Annotated in this window: 10 protein-coding genes; 4 read left to right on the forward strand and 6 right to left on the reverse strand. The window is 61.0% G+C overall.

Annotated features, from left to right (window positions below):
- Positions 1-11 precede the first annotated feature (11 nt).
- Both ACIOVD_RS11515 and ACIOVD_RS11520 read right to left on the reverse strand, forming a co-directional pair.
- Positions 12-983: a FecR domain-containing protein gene (locus ACIOVD_RS11515; RefSeq protein WP_320332299.1), complete on the reverse strand. Its 972-nt coding sequence runs from the start codon at positions 981-983 to the stop codon at positions 12-14.
- Complete coding sequence (locus tag ACIOVD_RS11520; RefSeq protein WP_095168724.1) at positions 980-1,501, reverse strand: sigma-70 family RNA polymerase sigma factor; 522 nt, start codon at positions 1,499-1,501, stop codon at positions 980-982. The genes ACIOVD_RS11515 and ACIOVD_RS11520 overlap by 4 nt, the downstream gene beginning before the upstream one ends.
- Before the next feature lie 166 nt (positions 1,502-1,667).
- Between ACIOVD_RS11520 and ACIOVD_RS11525 the strand changes: the two genes are divergently transcribed.
- Both ACIOVD_RS11525 and mgtA read left to right on the forward strand, forming a co-directional pair.
- Positions 1,668-1,886, forward strand: coding sequence for a DUF4287 domain-containing protein (locus tag ACIOVD_RS11525; RefSeq protein WP_095168723.1), 219 nt, complete (start codon positions 1,668-1,670; stop codon positions 1,884-1,886).
- Between the two features lie 922 nt (positions 1,887-2,808).
- Positions 2,809-5,523, forward strand: coding sequence for a magnesium-translocating P-type ATPase (gene mgtA / locus ACIOVD_RS11530; RefSeq protein ID WP_401127755.1), 2,715 nt, complete (start codon positions 2,809-2,811; stop codon positions 5,521-5,523).
- 51 nt (positions 5,524-5,574) lie between these two features.
- Here the strand turns inward: mgtA and ACIOVD_RS11535 are convergent, their stop codons facing one another.
- Together ACIOVD_RS11535 and ACIOVD_RS11540 are read right to left on the reverse strand one after the other, a co-directional pair.
- Positions 5,575-7,080, reverse strand: coding sequence for a phospholipase effector Tle1 domain-containing protein (locus tag ACIOVD_RS11535; protein ID WP_401127757.1), 1,506 nt, complete (start codon positions 7,078-7,080; stop codon positions 5,575-5,577).
- A 39-nt stretch (positions 7,081-7,119) separates the two neighbouring features.
- Positions 7,120-10,704 (reverse strand): hypothetical protein, encoded by a 3,585-nt coding sequence (locus ACIOVD_RS11540; RefSeq protein WP_401127759.1) that lies wholly within the window; start codon positions 10,702-10,704, stop codon positions 7,120-7,122.
- A gap of 639 nt (positions 10,705-11,343) precedes the next feature.
- Here ACIOVD_RS11540 and ACIOVD_RS11545 point away from each other — a divergent pair.
- The gene (locus ACIOVD_RS11545) at positions 11,344-14,499 is read left to right on the forward strand and encodes a hypothetical protein (RefSeq protein ID WP_401127761.1); all 3,156 of its coding nucleotides are present in this window, start codon (positions 11,344-11,346) and stop codon (positions 14,497-14,499) included.
- Positions 14,500-14,643: 144 nt separating this feature from the next.
- Here ACIOVD_RS11545 and ACIOVD_RS11550 read toward each other — a convergent pair whose 3' ends face one another.
- Both ACIOVD_RS11550 and ACIOVD_RS11555 read right to left on the reverse strand, forming a co-directional pair.
- Entirely contained in the window at positions 14,644-16,050 is a 1,407-nt protein-coding gene (locus tag ACIOVD_RS11550; protein ID WP_401127763.1) for a heavy metal sensor histidine kinase, read from the reverse strand.
- A complete protein-coding gene (locus ACIOVD_RS11555) occupies positions 16,047-16,721 on the reverse strand; it encodes a heavy metal response regulator transcription factor (protein WP_095168719.1) in 675 nt (224 codons plus the stop codon). The genes ACIOVD_RS11550 and ACIOVD_RS11555 overlap by 4 nt, the downstream gene beginning before the upstream one ends.
- A gap of 537 nt (positions 16,722-17,258) precedes the next feature.
- Between ACIOVD_RS11555 and ACIOVD_RS11560 the strand changes: the two genes are divergently transcribed.
- On the forward strand, positions 17,259-18,434 hold the full coding sequence (locus tag ACIOVD_RS11560; RefSeq protein WP_401127765.1) for a TolC family protein: 1,176 nt from the start codon (positions 17,259-17,261) through the stop codon (positions 18,432-18,434).
- Positions 18,435-18,472: the final 38 nt, after the last annotated feature.

Raw genomic sequence — 18,472 nt, forward strand, 5'->3', positions numbered from 1 at the left:
GACGCCGCGCTTCAGGCCGCTGCAGGCCCGGAAACATTGACCCAATAGCGACTGTAGTGCTGGATCTTCAGACCGAAGCCGCTGTGCAACGCAGCCAGTGCCCGGTCAGTGTCATCTACCGGAAAGGCGCCGGAAATCTTCATCCGCGCAATCTGCTGGTCGCAGCGCAGTACCCCGGGACGATAGCGCGAGAGATCGGCGAGCAACTCGCCCAGCGGTCGGTCGATGGCGATGATGCTGCCCTGCTGCCAGGCGCCGACCGTGGCATCGTTCTGGCGAATCGCGCCGAGGGCCTGGGCGGTGAAGTCCAGGCGTTGCCCAGCTTCAAGGCGAACCGCTGGCCCGCCCTGCGCCAGGCTGACCTGCACGGCGTTTTCCAGCACCGCGACCGCGCCGCCAGCGACCTGGGAACCCACGATGAAACGAGTCCCCAAGGCCAACACCTGCCCGTGACGGGTACTGACCCGCAGCGGTCGTTTGCGCGGATCCAGGGCGCTGCTCACCAGCATTTCGCCCCACAGTAATTCCAGCACCCGTTGCGCGCCGTCGAAGCGCACGTTGACCGAAGTGTCGGTGTTGAGCAGCAACGAACTGCCGTCCGCCAGACGCACCTCACGCCGCTCGCCCACGGCAGTGCGGTAGTCGGCCAACAGGTTCTGGGTGGTCTCGCTGCGCCAGCCCAACCACCCCAGGGAACCGGCCGACGCCAGCACCAGCACACTGCGCAATACCTGCCGGCGCGAGTGCTGGACACCGTGCAAGGTCGGCGCCACGAAGTTGCCCGGCACCCGGTCCATCTGCTGGCGTACTGACTCGATGCGTTGCCAGGCCTGGCGGTGCAGCTCATCGGCAGCCTGCCAGGCATGCCAATCCTGTCGATCCTGGTCGCTTGCCTGACCGGACTGCAGCCGCGCATACCACTGCGCGGCCGCACTCAGCGCCTGCAGTTCAGGACCGGACAAGCTGGACTTGAGGTGACTCATGACAGCTGCAACTGCAGTTGCATCAGGCAGCAATGCTCCATGGCCTTGGCCATGTGGTTATTCACCGTACGCGTGGAAATGCCCAGGCGCTCGGCGATGCGCGGATACGTCAGGCCTTCGAACTGCGACAGGATGAACACCTGCTTGACCTGCTTGCCCAGGCCTTCGAGCATGCGGTCGATGTCCAGCAGCGCCTGCAGCATGATCGCCTGCTCTTCGAGCGACGGTTGCTGAGATTGCGGGGCGCTGGCCAGGACTTCAAGGTAGGACTGCTCCAGCGAACGCCGGCGAAACAGATCGATCAACAGGCCCTTGGCGACCTGCGACAGGTACGGCCGCGGCTCACGAATCTCTAGCGCATTACGTGCCTTGAGCACCCGCACGAAAGTGTCCTGCGTCAGGTCTGCCGCATCGCAGGCACTGCCCAGGCGCTGGCGCAGCCAGCCCTGCAACCAGCCGTGATGCTCGTGGTACAGGTCGTGGACGGCACTGCGCAGGGAAAGATCGTTGGCAGACATGACGGCGCAGGTTCGTGATTGATAATGTTTCGCATTGTCATGTGGCGCGGGTGGGCTTGGCAATAGGCAGTTGCCATTCGTCTGCCGCACCCACCCTTGGTCGCCAGGGATTAAATCTGGTCTAGGCTTGAAGCCACCTCTACGTGCATCCAGGAGCTGCCACGTCATGTCATTCCAAGCCTATCTGGACAACATCCAGGCCAAGACCGGCCAATCACCGGCTGACCTCAAGCAATTGGCCAACGCCAAAGGGTTCGCCGAAGACGGCAAATTGAAAGCCGGAGTCAAGGCCGGCCAGATCATCGAATGGTTGAAAGCCGACTTCGACCTCGGTCATGGCCACTCCATGGCTATCTATGCATTGCTCAAAGGTAAAGAGTCATGAGGATCGACTGTCATAGTGCTGTCATCTATAAACGACCTTTAAACGGTAACTTACACCGATTACCACTGTTTCCTGTCTAATTGCTAAACAACTGTTAATTCACGGTTGACTTCAAACACTCGCCTGAGTAGATTCCCCCGGGTCGGTTAGCCCGGCCCTTTTTTCAACTCACAAAAGAATTCAATGGACACAGTATCTAGACGCTGCCCGACCGATGCGTATACGCCAGGTCGGGCCACTTACCCAGTCATCGACGGGACTCGACCTCGGTCGGGCATGCTGCGCTAGAGCCTGAGGCTCCAACGTAACCTGCCTCGCCGGCGTCAGTCCGGTTGCGAGGCATGTTATGAACTTCATCTGCACCTACATCCCAGGGGTTCGCCCCCTTGCCAAAGCGGCGCGCGCCCTGCTGCGCCGCCCGCCAGCGGCCCTCCCACGGGCGCTTTTCAACGCCCCGCCTGCACGCCTGCGATCTCACCCGCTGGGGCATTGGCATGTCTGCTCGGCGAGTGGCCAGCTCGAGCAACGCTGGAGCCTCGATGACGGCCAGGAACCTCCAAGTCGGGGCTTCGTGCACCTGATGCAACAGGCCATTTTGCTACTCGGCCGGTTGCTCGGGACGCGCACTTTCAGTTGATCTGAAAGTTCTCCAGGCACCAATGTCCGACGTTTTCCTTATTCAGGAATTCGGCAACTTTCTATTGCCCGTTAAACCATTAAAAGAGCGAGGACAAGCATGGACGACGCCAGTAGACGGTTCGCTGTATGCCTGTGTTCCAGCGGTGTACGGCGAACATTAAAACAGCATAACAACAACTCCCAGAATCGATCGCTGCCGGGCGATTCGATGCACTTTCGCTCGCCTTTTATTAGTTGAGTGGTTGCTGTGTCGTGCCGCCAGCCAGCGGCAGGAGCACCCAGCATGAACACTGTAAAAACCGCAAAAAAAGTCCTCAAGGGTAGCCCACGCGACGCCGGCAAACTGTCAATGCGCGCCGCCCGTGAAGCGCAGAACGGCCTGGCCGTGACCCTAGCCAACCTCAAGACCAGCAGCGTCGGCCTGACCGAACTCGACGCCGAAGGCCGCCTGCTGCGCGACGGCAGCAACGAGGTGGCGCACGACCAGCCGCCCCACGCCCTGGTGCAAGTACTGAAGGCCTTCAACAATCCCTTCATCTATGTGCTGCTGACCCTGACGGTCATCAGCTTCATCACCGACTTCTGGATCCCTCTGCGGGACGGCGAAGACACCGACCTGACCGGCGTCATCATCGTCCTGGTGATGGTCCTGGCCAGTGGCCTGATGCGCTTCTGGCAGGAGTACCGCTCGGGCAAATCCGCCGAAGCCCTGAAGACCATGGTGCGCACCACCGCCAGCGTGCTGCGCCGCGACCAGCCGGGCAGCACGCCGACCCTGCGCGAAGTACCCATGCGCGAACTGGTGGCAGGCGACATCGTGCAGCTGTCGGCCGGCGACATGATCCCCGCAGACATCCGCCTGCTCGAATCCCGGGACCTGTTCATCAGCCAGGCGGTGCTGACCGGTGAAGCCTTGCCGGTGGAGAAATACGACACCCTGGGAGATGTCGCGCAGAAATCCGCGGCGAGCGTGACCAGCGAGCAGAACAACCTGCTGGACCTGTCCAACATCTGCTTCATGGGCACCAACGTGGTCAGCGGCACCGCGCGCGCCGTGGTGGTCGCCACCGGCCCACGCACCTACTTTGGCTCGCTGGCCAAGGCCATCGTCGGCTCGCGCACGCAAACCGCCTTCGACCGGGGCGTCAACAGCGTCAGCTGGCTGCTGATCCGCTTCATGCTGGTGATGGTGCCGGTGGTGTTGCTGATCAACGGCTTCACCAAGGGCGACTGGAGCGAAGCCTTCATGTTTGCCCTGGCCGTGGCGGTCGGCCTGACCCCGGAAATGCTGCCGATGATCGTCAGTGCCAACCTGGCCAAGGGTGCGGTGGCGATGGCCAAGCGCAAAGTGGTGGTCAAGCGCCTCAATGCGATCCAGAACTTCGGTTCGATGGACGTGCTGTGCACCGACAAGACCGGCACCCTGACCCAGGACAAAATCATCCTCGAGCATCACCTCGACAGCGCCGGCCAGCGCGACGACGCCGTGCTGGAACTGGCCTGGCTCAACAGCCACCACCAAAGCGGTATGAAAAACCTGATGGACCAGGCGGTGGTGCAGTTCGCCCGCCAGCATCCACATTTCAAGGAACCCCTGGCCTACCGCAAGATCGATGAATTGCCGTTCGACTTCATTCGCCGGCGCCTGTCGATCATCGTCCAGGACAACCGCGCAGATCACCTGCTGGTGTGCAAGGGAGCGGTCGAGGAAATGCTCGGCATTAGCAGCCACCTGCACGAGAACGGCGTCGTCGTGCCCCTCGATGAGCAGCGTCGCGAAGCCTTGCTGCGCCTGGCCAATCAATACAACGAAGACGGCTTCCGGGTGCTGGTGCTGGCGACCCGGCACATCCCCAAGGCCCAGAGCAAAGCCCAGTACGCCACGGGTGACGAGCACGACCTGGTGATTCGCGGCTTCCTGACCTTCCTCGATCCGCCCAAGGAAACGGCCGGCCCGGCGATTGCTGCGCTGCGGGACATGGGCGTGACCATCAAGGTGCTGACCGGCGACAACCCCGTGGTGACCTGCAAGATCTGCCGTGAAGTCGGCCTGGAGCCCGGCAAGCCGCTGCTCGGCCAGGACATCGAGCCGATGGACGACGCGACCCTGCAACAACAGGTCGAGACGCGCACGGTGTTTGCCAAGCTGACCCCGCTGCAGAAATCCCGGGTGCTCAAGGCACTGCAAGCCAACGGCCACACCGTCGGTTTCCTCGGTGACGGGATCAACGACGCCCCCGCCCTGCGCGATGCCGACGTCGGCATCTCGGTGGACAGCGGCACCGACATTGCCAAGGAATCAGCCGACATCATCCTCCTGGAAAAAAGCCTGATGGTGCTCGAGGAAGGTGTGCTCAAGGGCCGCGAGACCTTCGGCAATATAATGAAGTACCTGAACATGACCGCCAGCTCCAACTTCGGCAACGTGTTCTCGGTGCTGGTGGCCAGCGCGTTCATTCCCTTCCTGCCGATGCTGGCGATCCATCTGCTGCTGCAGAACTTGATGTACGACATCTCCCAACTGGCCCTGCCGTGGGACAAGATGGACAAGGAATACCTGAGCAAACCGCGCAAATGGGATGCGCAGAACATCGGGCGGTTCATGCTGTGGATCGGGCCGACTTCGTCGATCTTCGACATCACCACCTTCGCCCTGATGTGGTACGTGTTCGCGGCCAACAGCGTGGAAATGCAGAGCCTGTTCCAGTCCGGCTGGTTCATCGAAGGGCTGCTGTCCCAGACCCTGGTGGTGCACATGCTGCGCACCCGCAAGATCCCGTTCTTCCAGAGCACCGCGGCGCTACCGGTAATCCTGATGACCGGCCTGGTCATGGTGCTGGGCATCTACATTCCGTTCTCGCCACTGGGCAACCTGGTCGGCCTGACGCCGCTGCCGTGGTCCTACTTCCCATGGCTGGTGGGCACCCTGCTCAGCTACTGCGTGGTCGCCCAGGTGATGAAGACGCTCTACATCCGCCGTTTCAAGCAGTGGTTTTGAGGGGCTGAGACCATCTGGCGACCGGGACCGCACTGGTCGTCAGGTGAACCCTCAGGGTTGTCGGTGGTCCGCGCAGGGGGCCGTCTTTTGCTCAGTCCCCACAGTGCGGAACATGCACCAGGGCTCCTGACCGATATTCACCGGTTGATAGCGCCCGCCCAGCTCACGTGCCTTATGGGGGGCAGGCAGTTTAGTAAGCGCCATCCGTTGGTAGACGCTGGCATCCATCCGATCCATTTCCACCGGTTTGCGGCGCAACAAGCCGGCATTTTTGTAGAACCAGGACAGGACCGAAGGCGCATCGAAATACTCATCGTGCAAATGCGCGGCAACGCACGCCGGAGGCCAGGGAGTGTCGGGGAACAGCTGCTCGGGCTTGAGTTTCTCCAGCATCCAGCGCTGCGCCGTTGCCTCCAGGCCCACCGCGCCGTCAGGGCTTTCGCCGTAGGGGCTCTTTCCACAGCCTGCCAGGTTGTCCTTGTTCAGGTAACCACCGCCGACATCGGCGTGCACCCCGGCAAACCACACCTCTTCAAGTTTCTGGCTCGAGGTTTGCGGTACGCCGAATCGCAGCAGGCGGAACGCCGCGCGTTGCTCATCCAGGGACATGGCTTGATAGCCGGCCTGCGCATACAGCTCCAGCCGATGCCCATCGGGGTCCTCATCCAGCCCCCAGCCCACCGCCGGTACCGTGTCGAACACACCAATGACCTTGACCTGCACTTGCTTCCCGGCAATTGCATGGCCATTGTCGTCAATGCCGTGAGCGTCGATCCCGTTGGCTTTGCGATATTTGAAGAGTGTGGTTCTAAGGTGCTCATAGAACCAGGGATCGCCGGTGTTCTTGACGTGGTAGAGGTCATACATGTCCTTGACCACGTTATGCATATGCCCGGCCCAACCCAATAGAACCGTGTTGTCCAAGCCGTCCGCCTTGAGCGAGTCGAACGTTGCCAGACCGGCGAATTCGATGAAGCCATTGAGCGAACGCGCGGTAAACGCGCCACGGCTGAAACCAAAGAGGTAAATCTGGTCACCTGGCCGATAGGCCTCCACCAGAAACCGGTAGGCCTGGCGAATGTTGATGCTCACGCCATTGCCGAACGCCGCGCCGCTGATGGGGGTTATCGGGCTGGTACCCACGCCTTTGTCATAGTAAGCAATGATCCGGGAGCCGCCCTTATCAGGCTCCGTCAGTGAGCGAATCAGTGCCATGTTGTACAACTGCCAGATGTTAGTGCTGTCATTCTTGTCGTTGGCCGTGCCATCAAGCAGCACCACCAGTTTTCGAGGCTTTTGCGTGTCGCCATGCACACAGTTGAGCAGGCGCCAACGCGCCTGCACCTTGAAATAGCTGTCGTTGGCCGCATCGCTGTCCAGGTCGGTGATTCCCTTGCACTCGGCGACCCGGGCTTTGTTGATCAGCTCCTCATCCAGCGTCGGCCGGGTGGCGCTCACGCGCGCCCTTTGCGTGTCCGATCCACGGCCGGTCAAATACTGAGGCGGCGACGCGCAGGCGGTGAGCATCACGATCAGCAACAACAGCACCATTGGCATAGCGCACTCCTTGTAAGCAGTGACCCGCAGGCTTGCACCCTACATCGCCGGGTCCTGGGGAACCTTGGTTGAAGGCGGCAGCCAGACTTCGATGACGCTTTGTTGCCCCTTGAAACCTCCCGTCAGGGGCGTGACTTTCCAGGCCTGGTTCGGATCAACGCTAACCAGAGAGTTGGCGCACTCCTCTGATGTGGCGTCGTGGTAGATCACGGTAGGGGTTGGATAGGGTTTTGGTGCACGCCGATTCGCCCGGCGGGCACTGTCGACCACATCCTCTACCGGCGGCACCGAGGCACCAAGGCGTCGCCACGGCTCGCGCAAGGTTCTGGCAAAGTCCCGTAGTTCAGGGCCATGGATCTGCAGGTAGACCGTCTTGCCCTCGCAAACATCTCGCGTGCTCGCCGGCGGCGCCTGAGGCGCAACTGAAGTGCTCGGTTCAGGCTCCACTTCTTCTGGCGTCGCCATCGACTCGGGCATTGGCTCTTCAGGCAAGGCTGCTGGTGCTGGTGCTGGTGCTGGCTCTGCGGAGGACGCCAGGTCGCTTTGCCCCTGATCAACACTCTCACGCCCGGGTGCCCAGCAGTTGCTCGACTCCAGCGTCGTGGCCGAGTAGTCGCGAACCCAGTACTGCGCTTCGCAGGTGGGACTGGGTTTTTTCTGCAGACATTTGGGCAGCGAGAAATCCTCTACCAGCGATACGCAGGCCGGATGCGTAGATGCCGACAACTCGCAGGCTTCCCGGGTCCGATTGACGATCATGCTCATCAACGGCGACTGGCGAAACGCCTCAATGTTGTAGGCAGTACATGCCTTGTCGCCCACCCATAACAATGCCATTGCCATTTCGCCCAATGGGTCAGTGGTCATCGGCGCTGCAGGCTGACCGACTGAAGGCAGCCGACCAAACATCGTGGTGAGTTCCTTTAAGGTGCCGGGTTCTATCTGCTGCGGATCAGCGCGGTGGGTGAACTCGGCGTTGATCGCCTGCCAGCCCGCCAGACCAATGGAAGTAATCGCCCCCAGGCTGATAGAGGCCGACACCGCACCGGTCGAGGCAATTCGTGAGGACAGGCGCTTGGAGGAAAACTTCAGCACCATGGCCCCATCGGTTTCCTTGACCAGAATCGCGCCATCGTCATTGACAAAATAATTGCGGGCGAAGGCCCCCATGTCCTGCAAATGTTCCGGGGCCAGGTCCAGGTAGCGACCCAGGGTCTGCCCCAACTGAAAGTAGCTTTCCCATTGCGCCTCACTGAAAGATTGATCAGTGGTGGGCTCCTGGGGAAACAACGGGTTGTCGGACTTGAAATTGACCAGGTCCACCGGCGCGCCATTACTCATGTTCGGTTTGACGATGATCATGTAGCCCGTTTGTTCGCCGCGACGATAGTCGATTCTGGCCAGCGCCAGGCAGGCCTCACTGTCCGGCGAGGCCAGTTCATTGAGCGAACCGAACACCACCGGCAAATCCCGGTCCGGACGCAGCGGGCGCAAGAACGTGATATCGGCCTGCAGGTCGATACGCGCCTTGCGCACCAGGTTTTCCAGATCGCCAAAGGCATAGCGTGGGTCGGCGCCGCAATCGGCAACTACGATCAACTCGCACTCTTCACGCAATAACGCATAGGCGGCGGTGTTCTCAAAGTGTCCGCCATCACTGAGAAACCAGTCCTGGCGCCGATCACCGTCAAAACGACCACGCAACTCGCTCCACAGTTGCCCATATTTGCCAATGCGCTTGGCCACAGCCTGGCCACCCATACCCAGGCTGTCCCACCAGTACCCCAATCGAATGCCAGACATCATCAACAATGCAGCGATGCCCGAACGGGTCGATTTACCCAGCCCCGGGGCTACTGCCGCACCGGAAATCGCCACCCATGCCCCCAGGCTCAAGGACTGCGCCGGACTGCCGGGCTGCCAGGTGTTACTGCCGTGGAGCAAACAACCACCGGGGCCCACGGTCAGCAAGGAGCCTTTTCGGTCCTGATTGAACAAACCGCCCATGGGGTCTTCGGTTTGGTTGACGCATACATTGACAAGGTGCACCGGACCGCCGCCTGCATGGGGTTGATAGTCGCTCATGGGCACATCATCCCCCTCGTCCACCTGGGTGACCCGCAACGGCAGGGCCTGGCTATTGCTAGCCGAAAGGCAAGACATGGGCGACGCCGTCGGCGCTTGAAAGCGGTTCGGATTGGCGGCTCCGAGGTAGGCACGAATCAGTCGGGCACGGTAGAACGCATAGAGCGAAGAACGATTGAGGAAGTCGCGGTTGCCGGCCGAGACCAGCACCATCAACAGGGCTGGGAGGGTGAGCCAGGCCAGGTATTGCCAGGCCTGGACAAACTGTAACGTGCGCGCGTCCTGATCGAACAATACGCTGGTGGTTGCGCGGTGCAGCACACTGATCCAGAACACCAGCAGTACACCGGCCAGCAGCACCCCCAACACATTGATCACCTCCATCACCACTCGCCGGGTTCCTGGCACCAGGCTTTTGGGTAGATCGGAAATCATCGGCATGGTCGCCCGCAACGCCACGGCGATCAGCGCCAGGGCCGCGCCCAACCGACTTTGCGAAGTGGTGTCCAGATTGGCCAGCGCCCAGGCAAGGTAATCAACCAGGCCCAGCACCACGCAGGCCAGGGCAACTTTCAAGGCCACCGCAAGTGCCTGGGTCAGGTTGTTTCGCGTGCGGTCGGGGTCTCTTTCGGCCTTGATGCACAGGCCCATGGCGAAAAGAATGCCCAGCACCCAGGCGCTCATCAGGGCCAAGGCCACCACCACCAAAGGCCCAGGCAGTACCAGGCTGCCGGTCCACAGCGGGATGTAAGGGCTCAGCCAGTCCGTCGCGTGACGCAACAACAATGCAATCCCCCCGCAGGCCAGGAGGGCCGTCAGCAAACGCTGAGCCCCCAGACGCTGACCTTTGCGCGTGGGCAGCGCCCAATAGGCACAGGATAAAATGGCGCCGACCCAGGCGATCGGCGCCAAGGCGACCCACAGGGTTGGCCAATTGGAAAAGAAGCCGATCAGTCCCATGTCCAGCCAGGACAAGGGGGCACAACCGCCGCCGGGGGCGAGGCAGTCGGCCCATTGCCACACCGCCAGGTCCAGCCCTACCAGAAGGCCGCCGAGAATCAGCGAGAGGAACGCCAATTCAACATGGACACCCAACAGGTTTCGACCGAAATTGGCGGCAGCGAACAGAATGTCCTTCAGTCCCCGGGGGATCAGGTAACGACCGTTGGCGCGTAGCCACACGGCAAACCAGCGGGACTGCGCCTCCCCCAGATGTTTTTCCAGGTCCATGGGCTGGGGGGCACCGGACTGCCCTTCATTATGAAACAGCTTGCCGATGGTCGCGCCAATGTACCCGCCACCGGAAACCGTGGACATCAGGTCGAAACGATGCAGCAGCTTTTTTTCCGCCAGGGCCTTGATCAAACCGAAACAGAACGTCGCGCTGCGGATCCCACCCCCTGACAGCGCCAGGCCCCAGGGCCGCTTCGACAACGTCGCGCGCACCTCCTCAGGTAACTGTGCACGGCGTTGGGTGTAGAGCGTCTTGAGGTGCGATGTCTCGACGTCGGTGGCTGAAGTCGTATTCTCGGTCGCCATCTGCTCACTCCTTGTTTTGACGTTACCCAAGTCTCACGCCCTCGACCAACTAACAGCCAGCAACGCGCCATAAACATCGAGCAATTACCCACTACTAATAAGTGGATTATTTGACTGCACCCACTACTTCCACCGCCACCTACTTACAACAACTCTTCAGACGATAGCCCATACTTTCGCAAGACGGCCAAACCCATAAAAACCTTATCTGATAATAAAAATAGCGGATAGTTATAACGCCCAGGCAACGCAACCCGCACCACCGCCCCGCTGCGACGGCACCTGGAGCACCTGGCCTGGCGAAGACCGACCTGAGACTAATTACATTAAGCCAACCATTCAATTGACGAAGCACACCTGAACGTTCATTTATCGGCGCCCAGCTGTAACACCTGCGAAACAACATCTACCCCATTTAAAAAGGACGCCCTCCATTCATCCACCAAACTTGCGCAGTCGCACTTTCACACCCTTACTATTGATTACCCGGTGATTACAGTATTCGGCGCACCTGTAAACACTATCTAGGGAAAAGATACGTGGGTTTCGACTCCCAGCCTGATCACAAGGGAGTTGATTCGGCAGTCGCGTTCTACCGTCATACCCTGAACGCACGCGCCGAATCCGCCGGAGAACGCCATGAACCCGTTCGCGATCTGGATGCTGCTTCTGGCACTGTGGGCCTTGTGTCACTTCTGGCTGGTCCCCTTGAGCAAGAACCGCTGGAAAGCGGTCGATCTGCGAGAAAAAATGGCCCGCGCCGGCAGCCTGGTGGTATTGGAACGGGTTCGCGATCTCAGTGCCATTGGCGCAACCGTCGTGGCCGCGGTGATCGTACTCGTCTGGCTTTGTACCTGGTTTTCCTCGAGCCCCAGCGTCGCTCCCCAAGCGGTCATTCATGCAGCGCAGTCCATGTACGGCGCCACCAAGGACTTCAGCAGCGAATACGGTGCCATCCTGGGGCTGTTCGGGCTGTTGAGTGCCGCCCTGGCGCTCTACCTCGCAGCGCGCCAGGCCCGTTCAAGGGTTGCTCAGGTCTGGAATGCCAAGGCCCAGGAGCTGCATGAGCGGATCATCAACGACCCAACGTGTCTGGACGCCGCCCGCGAAGATCCCCAGCTCAATCCGACGGTCGAGCGCCTGGACGGGCTGATCGAACAACTGGTCGCCCACGATAGCGGTGCCCCGGGCGCCGTGATGTCGGCACAGGCGCTGGAACGCACACAGAGCGGAGCCTCCGACCTGCTGTCCTACCTTGCCATCGAGTGGGCGCGCAAAGACCTGAAGTTTGAAGAGGCGGTCGCCAGCTCCGCCGCACAGGAAGCCTCTCAACCGCAGGGCCCATGGCAACGCCTGGTGCGAGTACTGGCCAGTGAACGACTGGGCAAAGACCTGGGGCTGATCAAAAAACCGCTGTCCTACCTGACCACCGCCTTGCTCATTCTTTCGCTGGTGGGCTGGAGCGCCGAACCCTTGGCCAACAGCATGCAGTTGATGGTCAACAACCTACGCATGAATGCCTCCGACCAGCAGGCACAGCGTGAGATCGAGCAGGCACTCTCGGCGCTCCCCCCGCCGCCTGTCGCGCCTGAGTCCGCCGAGAGCAACACGTCGCTGCCCACGGTGCAGGTTGCTACCCGGCTGTTTGTCCGCGCCGCCCTCAGCGAAATGACTCGTAGTCCAGCCTTGGAACGCTGGGTCCAACTGACCCCTGAACGTCGCAACGAAGCCGAATTTGTCCGGGCCGCGCTGAACGACCGGCAGCTTGAAACACCCTCGCGTGGGGACACCGCGGCGAAAGTGCGCAAAGAGGTGGCCGCCACGTTGGGCGAGGCGGTCGAGAGCAAACCGGGGATCACCCAGGCGCAACAACAAATCGAGGACGCCTTGCAGCCCTCGGTACGGCGCCTGCGGCAAGAAAACCCCAATCTGTTCGCCAAGCTGACCGCCACCCTGGAGCGGCGCTATGGCGCCCCGATCGCGCCCCTGGATGCCCAGGGCAAACTGATTGCCCAGGTACTGGATGAGGCCTTTGGTGGACTGGATGCCAAACCCACGACGGAACTGGGCAAGCAAGCGCAAAAACTGGTCAAGGATGTGGGCAAGGACGCGATCAAGACCTGGTCGCAGGCCTGGGCAAAAAACTGGGTGAGCCAGGCGCTCACCAGCGCGGCGCGCCCTGACGTTCTGGCGTTGGCCGCGCGCCAGGCTTCCCTTGATGCCACGGACGACTCTCGCCGCCTGATCAAATCGTTCATGGCCGCCGAAGGCCAGGGCTGGACCTCAAGTGCTGCGGCCCTGCAGGAAGTCAAGGTGGCCGAGGCGGTCAGTGCCCAAGTCGCCCAGATGCATACACCTGAAGCGAGGGCGGCCTTGCGCGAGCGTCTGGGGGGGTACAACCGTTTGTTCCCCAATGATCTTCCCGATCTTGCTCCTCCTGGCGCAGGCGGTGGCCTGCCCGGGGCGGACCACGCGTTCAACCGCAACCGTGCGTCCAACTTTAAGGTCGCCTCCAGGAGTTTTCGGGTACGCGGAGTGTTGATCGGTCAGGACGCTCAATCCGTCGGTATCGACGCGAGCCAGATTCGCTGGTCAATCCAAGTCGCCACAGACAGCGACGCAACCTCCAAGGTCACCCTGCAGGTCTTGCTCGATGACCAATGGCACGACCTCGGTACCTATGATGCCGCCATCGTCAATCAGGCGCTGCGCTATGCCTCGGATGGCCGGGTGGTCGCCGTTACCATTGCCCCGGGTGACGGCAAGTTGATTGACCGTGTGACCTACACCCACCCCGTGCTGACAGACACACCACTGGGCTGCAGGGTCATCGAGGCCGATCGCCTGATTGATACATTCAGCGTCTCCCCCACCCGCTCGAACGCCATGGCGAGCTTGTCTGCCGATCGGCTCCAGACCCACCGCTGGATGGGTGTCAGCCGGCTGACTGAAGCACTGGCCACTTACCCACCCTCACAAGCCTGCCCCAAGGAGCAACTGATGGAGTTGTTGGCCAACAGTGAGGTCAAGCCGGTGCCATGGAGTGCGGCCCTGCAAAAGTCCCTTGAAGACTTCGCCGCCCAACAGGAACAGAAGCAGGCAGGGTCTGCTCGCGTTCTCAGTGCAGCACAAAGTTGCATGACGGCCGCCGACAAGGCGCAACTCGTAAGCTGTCTATGCGACAAAGCCCAGGGTATCGGCTTGCCCGAGCGCTATTGGTTTCCGGAAGATCACACCTCGCAGTTTCGTGAGCGCCTGGTCGCCGTCAGCCCCGACTGGACCTGGATGCAGCGCTCCCCGGACCGCCTGGGCAACATCGACCTGTGGGTGCACACCACCTTCTCCCTGCGCCGGGCCGAAAACCCCGACGGGGACGCGGATGAAGCAAGTGCCAGCGCTGTCGATTTTCCTGCCCAGGAACTCCAGCAACTGCGCAAAGAAGTCGCGCAGCAGTTGCCTGGCTACCTTAAGACCCAACTCAAGAGCCCTTCGTACGACGCATTCATGGCACCACTGGAAGACTTTGTACTGCTCCAGCGCTTCTTCCGTATTGCCTTGGCAGGCGGGCTCGGCGCGGATTTCCCTCTGGCCCGCCTGATTGACCTGGAGCAGGAAACTCACCCCTACGTGCCTTTCCAACCGACCATCCGCTGGGAAGAAGCTCCCGACGCCGATCTCGATGAGGTCCTCGGGAAAGCGGCTCCCGAGGCGCAGCTAGCCTATCGGCGCTGGTACGAAGACCGCATTGAGCGCGCCGTCAGCCAGCGCTCGATCTGCGACCCAGTGTCCAACTAGTGATCTCTGGTCTACGCACAGGGGCGGACTCAACCGTCAAATCGCGAGCAGGCTCGCGATGTCGGTGGGCCTGGCCCCACTGGTGGGTGGGCCCCCTGCTCAGCGGCTGTGTGGTCACCCAAGTTAAAGAAGTTTCCCAATGCCTTAGCTATTACGCCCCTTGGGAAACACCAACCGAAACACCGTCACACTCCCAGGTGAACTCTGCACCTGGGCCGAGCCCTGGTGCAGGCTCATGATCGAGCGCACGATGGCCAGCCCCAGGCCGGTGCCGCCCTGAGCGCGGGAGCGGCTGTTGTCGACGCGGTAGAAGCGGTCGAACAGGTGCGGCAGATGGTGGGATGCGATGCCCGCACCGGGGTTGCTCACCAGCACCGACAGGTGTTCGCCGTGACGTTCGATAACCAGCGAAATCGCCTGCCCGTCAGGACAATGGCGAATCGCGTTGGACAGCAGGTTCGACATCGCGCGCTGGATCATCAGCCGGTCGCCCAGGGCTCGTCCGCTGCCGGAAACCTGCAGGGTGATGTGTTTTTCCTGCGCCGCCAGGCTAAACAAATCGGCGACCTTCAGCGCCTCATCCTCCAGGCAAATCACTTCAAAGGGCACCAGCTCCGCCGGGTGGCTGACCTGGGCCAGGAACAGCATGTCGGAAACGATGCGCGTGACTCGCGCCAGCTCCTCGGTGCAGGACACCAGCACCGCCTTGTACTCCTCGATTGGACGCTCCCGCGACAGGGTCACCTGGGCCTTGCCCATCAGGTTGCTGATGGGCGAACGCAGTTCGTGCGCCAGATCGTCGGAGAACTGCGACAGTTGCTGCACACCATTGTCGAGCCGGTGCAGCATGAAGTTGATGCCATGCGCCAGTTCACTGAGCTCCTGGGGCATATTGGCTTCCGACAGTCGATGATTCAGGTCCTGGGCCGAAACCATCGCTGCGACTTTGCGAAACTCACGCAGCGGAGCAAGGCCGCGCTGGACAACCGCCCAAGCACTGAGGCCAATCAGGATCAACAGCAACGGCAAGGCAATCAGGGTCGAGCTGAGATAGGCACTGAGCAGGGCCTCATCATTGGAGCGGTCAACCGACAACAGCACCACAACCGACTGCCCATCGTTGATCGGCATCAATTGGGTGGCCGTCAGAAAGTGCCTGCCCTGATCATCCGAACGGCTGAAGTAGGTGACCTTGTCCTGGCTCGCCGCGGCCGCCTCACGACGGGCCTGCGCCGGTAACGGCAGTGGGCTGCCGACACTGAGCAACGGTGCCGTCGGGTCGCTTTGATCGAGAATCGTCAGGTTCAGGTTGTCATGCCCCATGACCTGGTCCAGCAATGAGTGTGGCTTGAGCGGCAGGTCGCTGGCGTGCTGCTCCAGTGCCAGGCTGTGGCGAATCTGCTGCATTTTCCTTTCCAGGCCGCCCTTGGCCAGGGCGTCCAGTTCGTGGGTCAGCGCCAGGAACGCGAGAATGGCCAACACCACCACCAGTACTGCGCCCAGGACGCTGACCGTCAACCCCAAGCGCATCGACAGGCTGGCCGGTTTCATTCGCGCGCCTCCAGCACATAACCGACGCCGCGCAGGGTGTGGATCAGCTTACGGTCGAATGGGTCGTCGATCTTGGCCCGCAAGCGGCGGATCGAAACCTCGACCACGTTGGTGTCACAATCAAAATTCATATCCCACACCAGGGAAATAATCTGGGTCCGCGACAGCACTTCACCCGACTGGCGCATCAGCAGGTGCAGCAACGCGAACTCCTTGGTGGTCAGGTCGATACGTTGCTCACCCCGGAACGCCCGATGTCGCCCCTGATCCAGTTCCAGGTCGGCCACCTTCAACACCTGAGGCAACGGAATCTGCGCGCTGCGCCGTAGCAAGGTGCGTACCCGCGCCAGCAGTTCGGGAAACTCGAAGGGTTTGACCAGGTAGTCATCAGCCCCCAGATCCAGCCCACGGACCTTATCGGCAAGCCGCCCTCTGGCGGTCAGCATCATCACCAGGGTGTTGCCACTCTTGCGGATATGTTCCAGCACGAACCAGCCATCTACCTCAGGCAGGTTTACATCAAGTATCACCAAGTCATAGGCCTGTTGCCGGGCCAGGTGAAGTCCATCTGCACCGTTGTTCGCACAGTCCACTACATAGCCACTTTCGGTCAGCCCCTGGTGCAAATAGTCGGCAGCTTTCAGCTCGTCCTCGATCACAAGGATTCGCATAGTTGTTCACCTTTAAACAAATAACGCATGGATTTATTCAGAGCACGACAAAGATTTTTTCATACGACTCTGTGATTCAACATGAACCGCTCATGCACCACGCTAATGTCTGTAGTGGCTTCAGGGTCAACCGGAATCCGCGGCCTTGAGCGCTGCAATCTGCAGGCGCGACAAAATGCCGCAACTAACAGGCAGGCTAATTCACGAACAAACAAAATCAACAAGTGCATCTGAGCGGATAAACCATCGGTGTTTGTATCGTCATATTTCGATGGCGATACCTATAACGCTCCAACACTTTCCATCCTAATACACACGTACCCGCGCACACCGCGGATAACGTATTTGTAATTATCCAGCCACCTTACTGATAAGCACCGACCTCTAGATTAACGCCATCGCCTGTTTCGCATTAAAGGAACGTCCACAGTGCAGGGTTATCAATGCGTCGTTATTCCACCCAGGATCAGAAAGTTAATCACTGGCCCTGCTGTTTTACTGCTCAGTCTGGCAGTCGCCGCCAGTGCCTTGCCGGCCATGGCACAGGCCGCACCATTGACCCTGGAGCGAGCGCTGCAGAGTGCCTTTGCCCACAACCCGAATCTGGCTGCGGCGCAATGGGAAATCGGCGTCGCCGAGGGTGATCGCCAGCAAGCCGGGCTGATTCCCAATCCGCAAGTGTCCTGGGAGGCCGAAGACACCCGACGCCGCTCGCGAACCACCACACTGATGCTCAGCCAACCGCTGGAACTGGGTGGAAAACGCGGCGCCCGAATCGAAGTCGCCGAGCGTGCGCAGGACGCTGCGAGCATCGAGCTGGAACGTCGACGCAATGAATTGCGCGCGGATGTGATCCAGGCCTTCTACAGTTCGACCACCGCCCAGCAACGTTTGTCATTGACCGAGCAATCGCTGCTACTGGCCGAGCGCGGCCTACGCGTAGCCCAGGGGCGCATCAACGCCGGCAAGGCGGCGCCGGTCGAAGCCATGCGTGCGCAGCTGCAACTGTCGCAGGTGCGCCTGCAACTGCGTCGCGCCGAACGTGACCAGGCCACCGCCTATCAGCAGCTGGCACAGGTCACCGGGGCCCCACAGGCCACCTTTACCCGCGCCGAAGAACCGACAAGCGCATTACCGACCATCGCGTCCTCACAGATCCTGCTTGATCGCCTCCCCGATACCGCCGAGCTGCGCCTGGCGCGTTTGCAGATCAACCAGAAGGAAGCCTCACTAGGCCTGGAAAAGGCCCTGCGTATCCCCGACCTGACGGTAAGCATCGGTAGCCAGTACAGCGAGACCGATCGCGAACGGGTCAACCTCCTGGGCGTGTCGATGCCGATTCCACTGTTCAATCGCAACCAGGGCAATGTGCTGGCCGCCGCGCGCCGCACCGACCAGGCTCGGGACCTGCGCAACGCCAGCGAATTGCGCTTGCGCTCCGAGGTTCAGTCAGGCCTGGACCAATGGGCCACCGCCAACACCGAAGTCAACGCCTTCAACCAGGTGATCCTGCCGGCGGCCCAAAGTGCAGTCGACAGCGCCACCCGTGGCTTTGAAATGGGCAAATTCAACTTCCTCGACGTGCTCGATGCCCAGCGCACCCTGTTCGAAGCACGCAGCCAGTACCTGCAGGCCGTGGCCGATGCCACCGATGCCTGGGTGCGTATCGAACGCATCTATGGCGACACCCGCGCCCTCTTCCCCACCCCTTGAAATCCTATCTATAGCCGTATTGCGCACCCGTCCGGTCG

It is taken from the genome of Pseudomonas sp. NPDC087626 (assembly GCF_044743405.1).
Lineage (GTDB): Bacteria > Pseudomonadota > Gammaproteobacteria > Pseudomonadales > Pseudomonadaceae > Aquipseudomonas.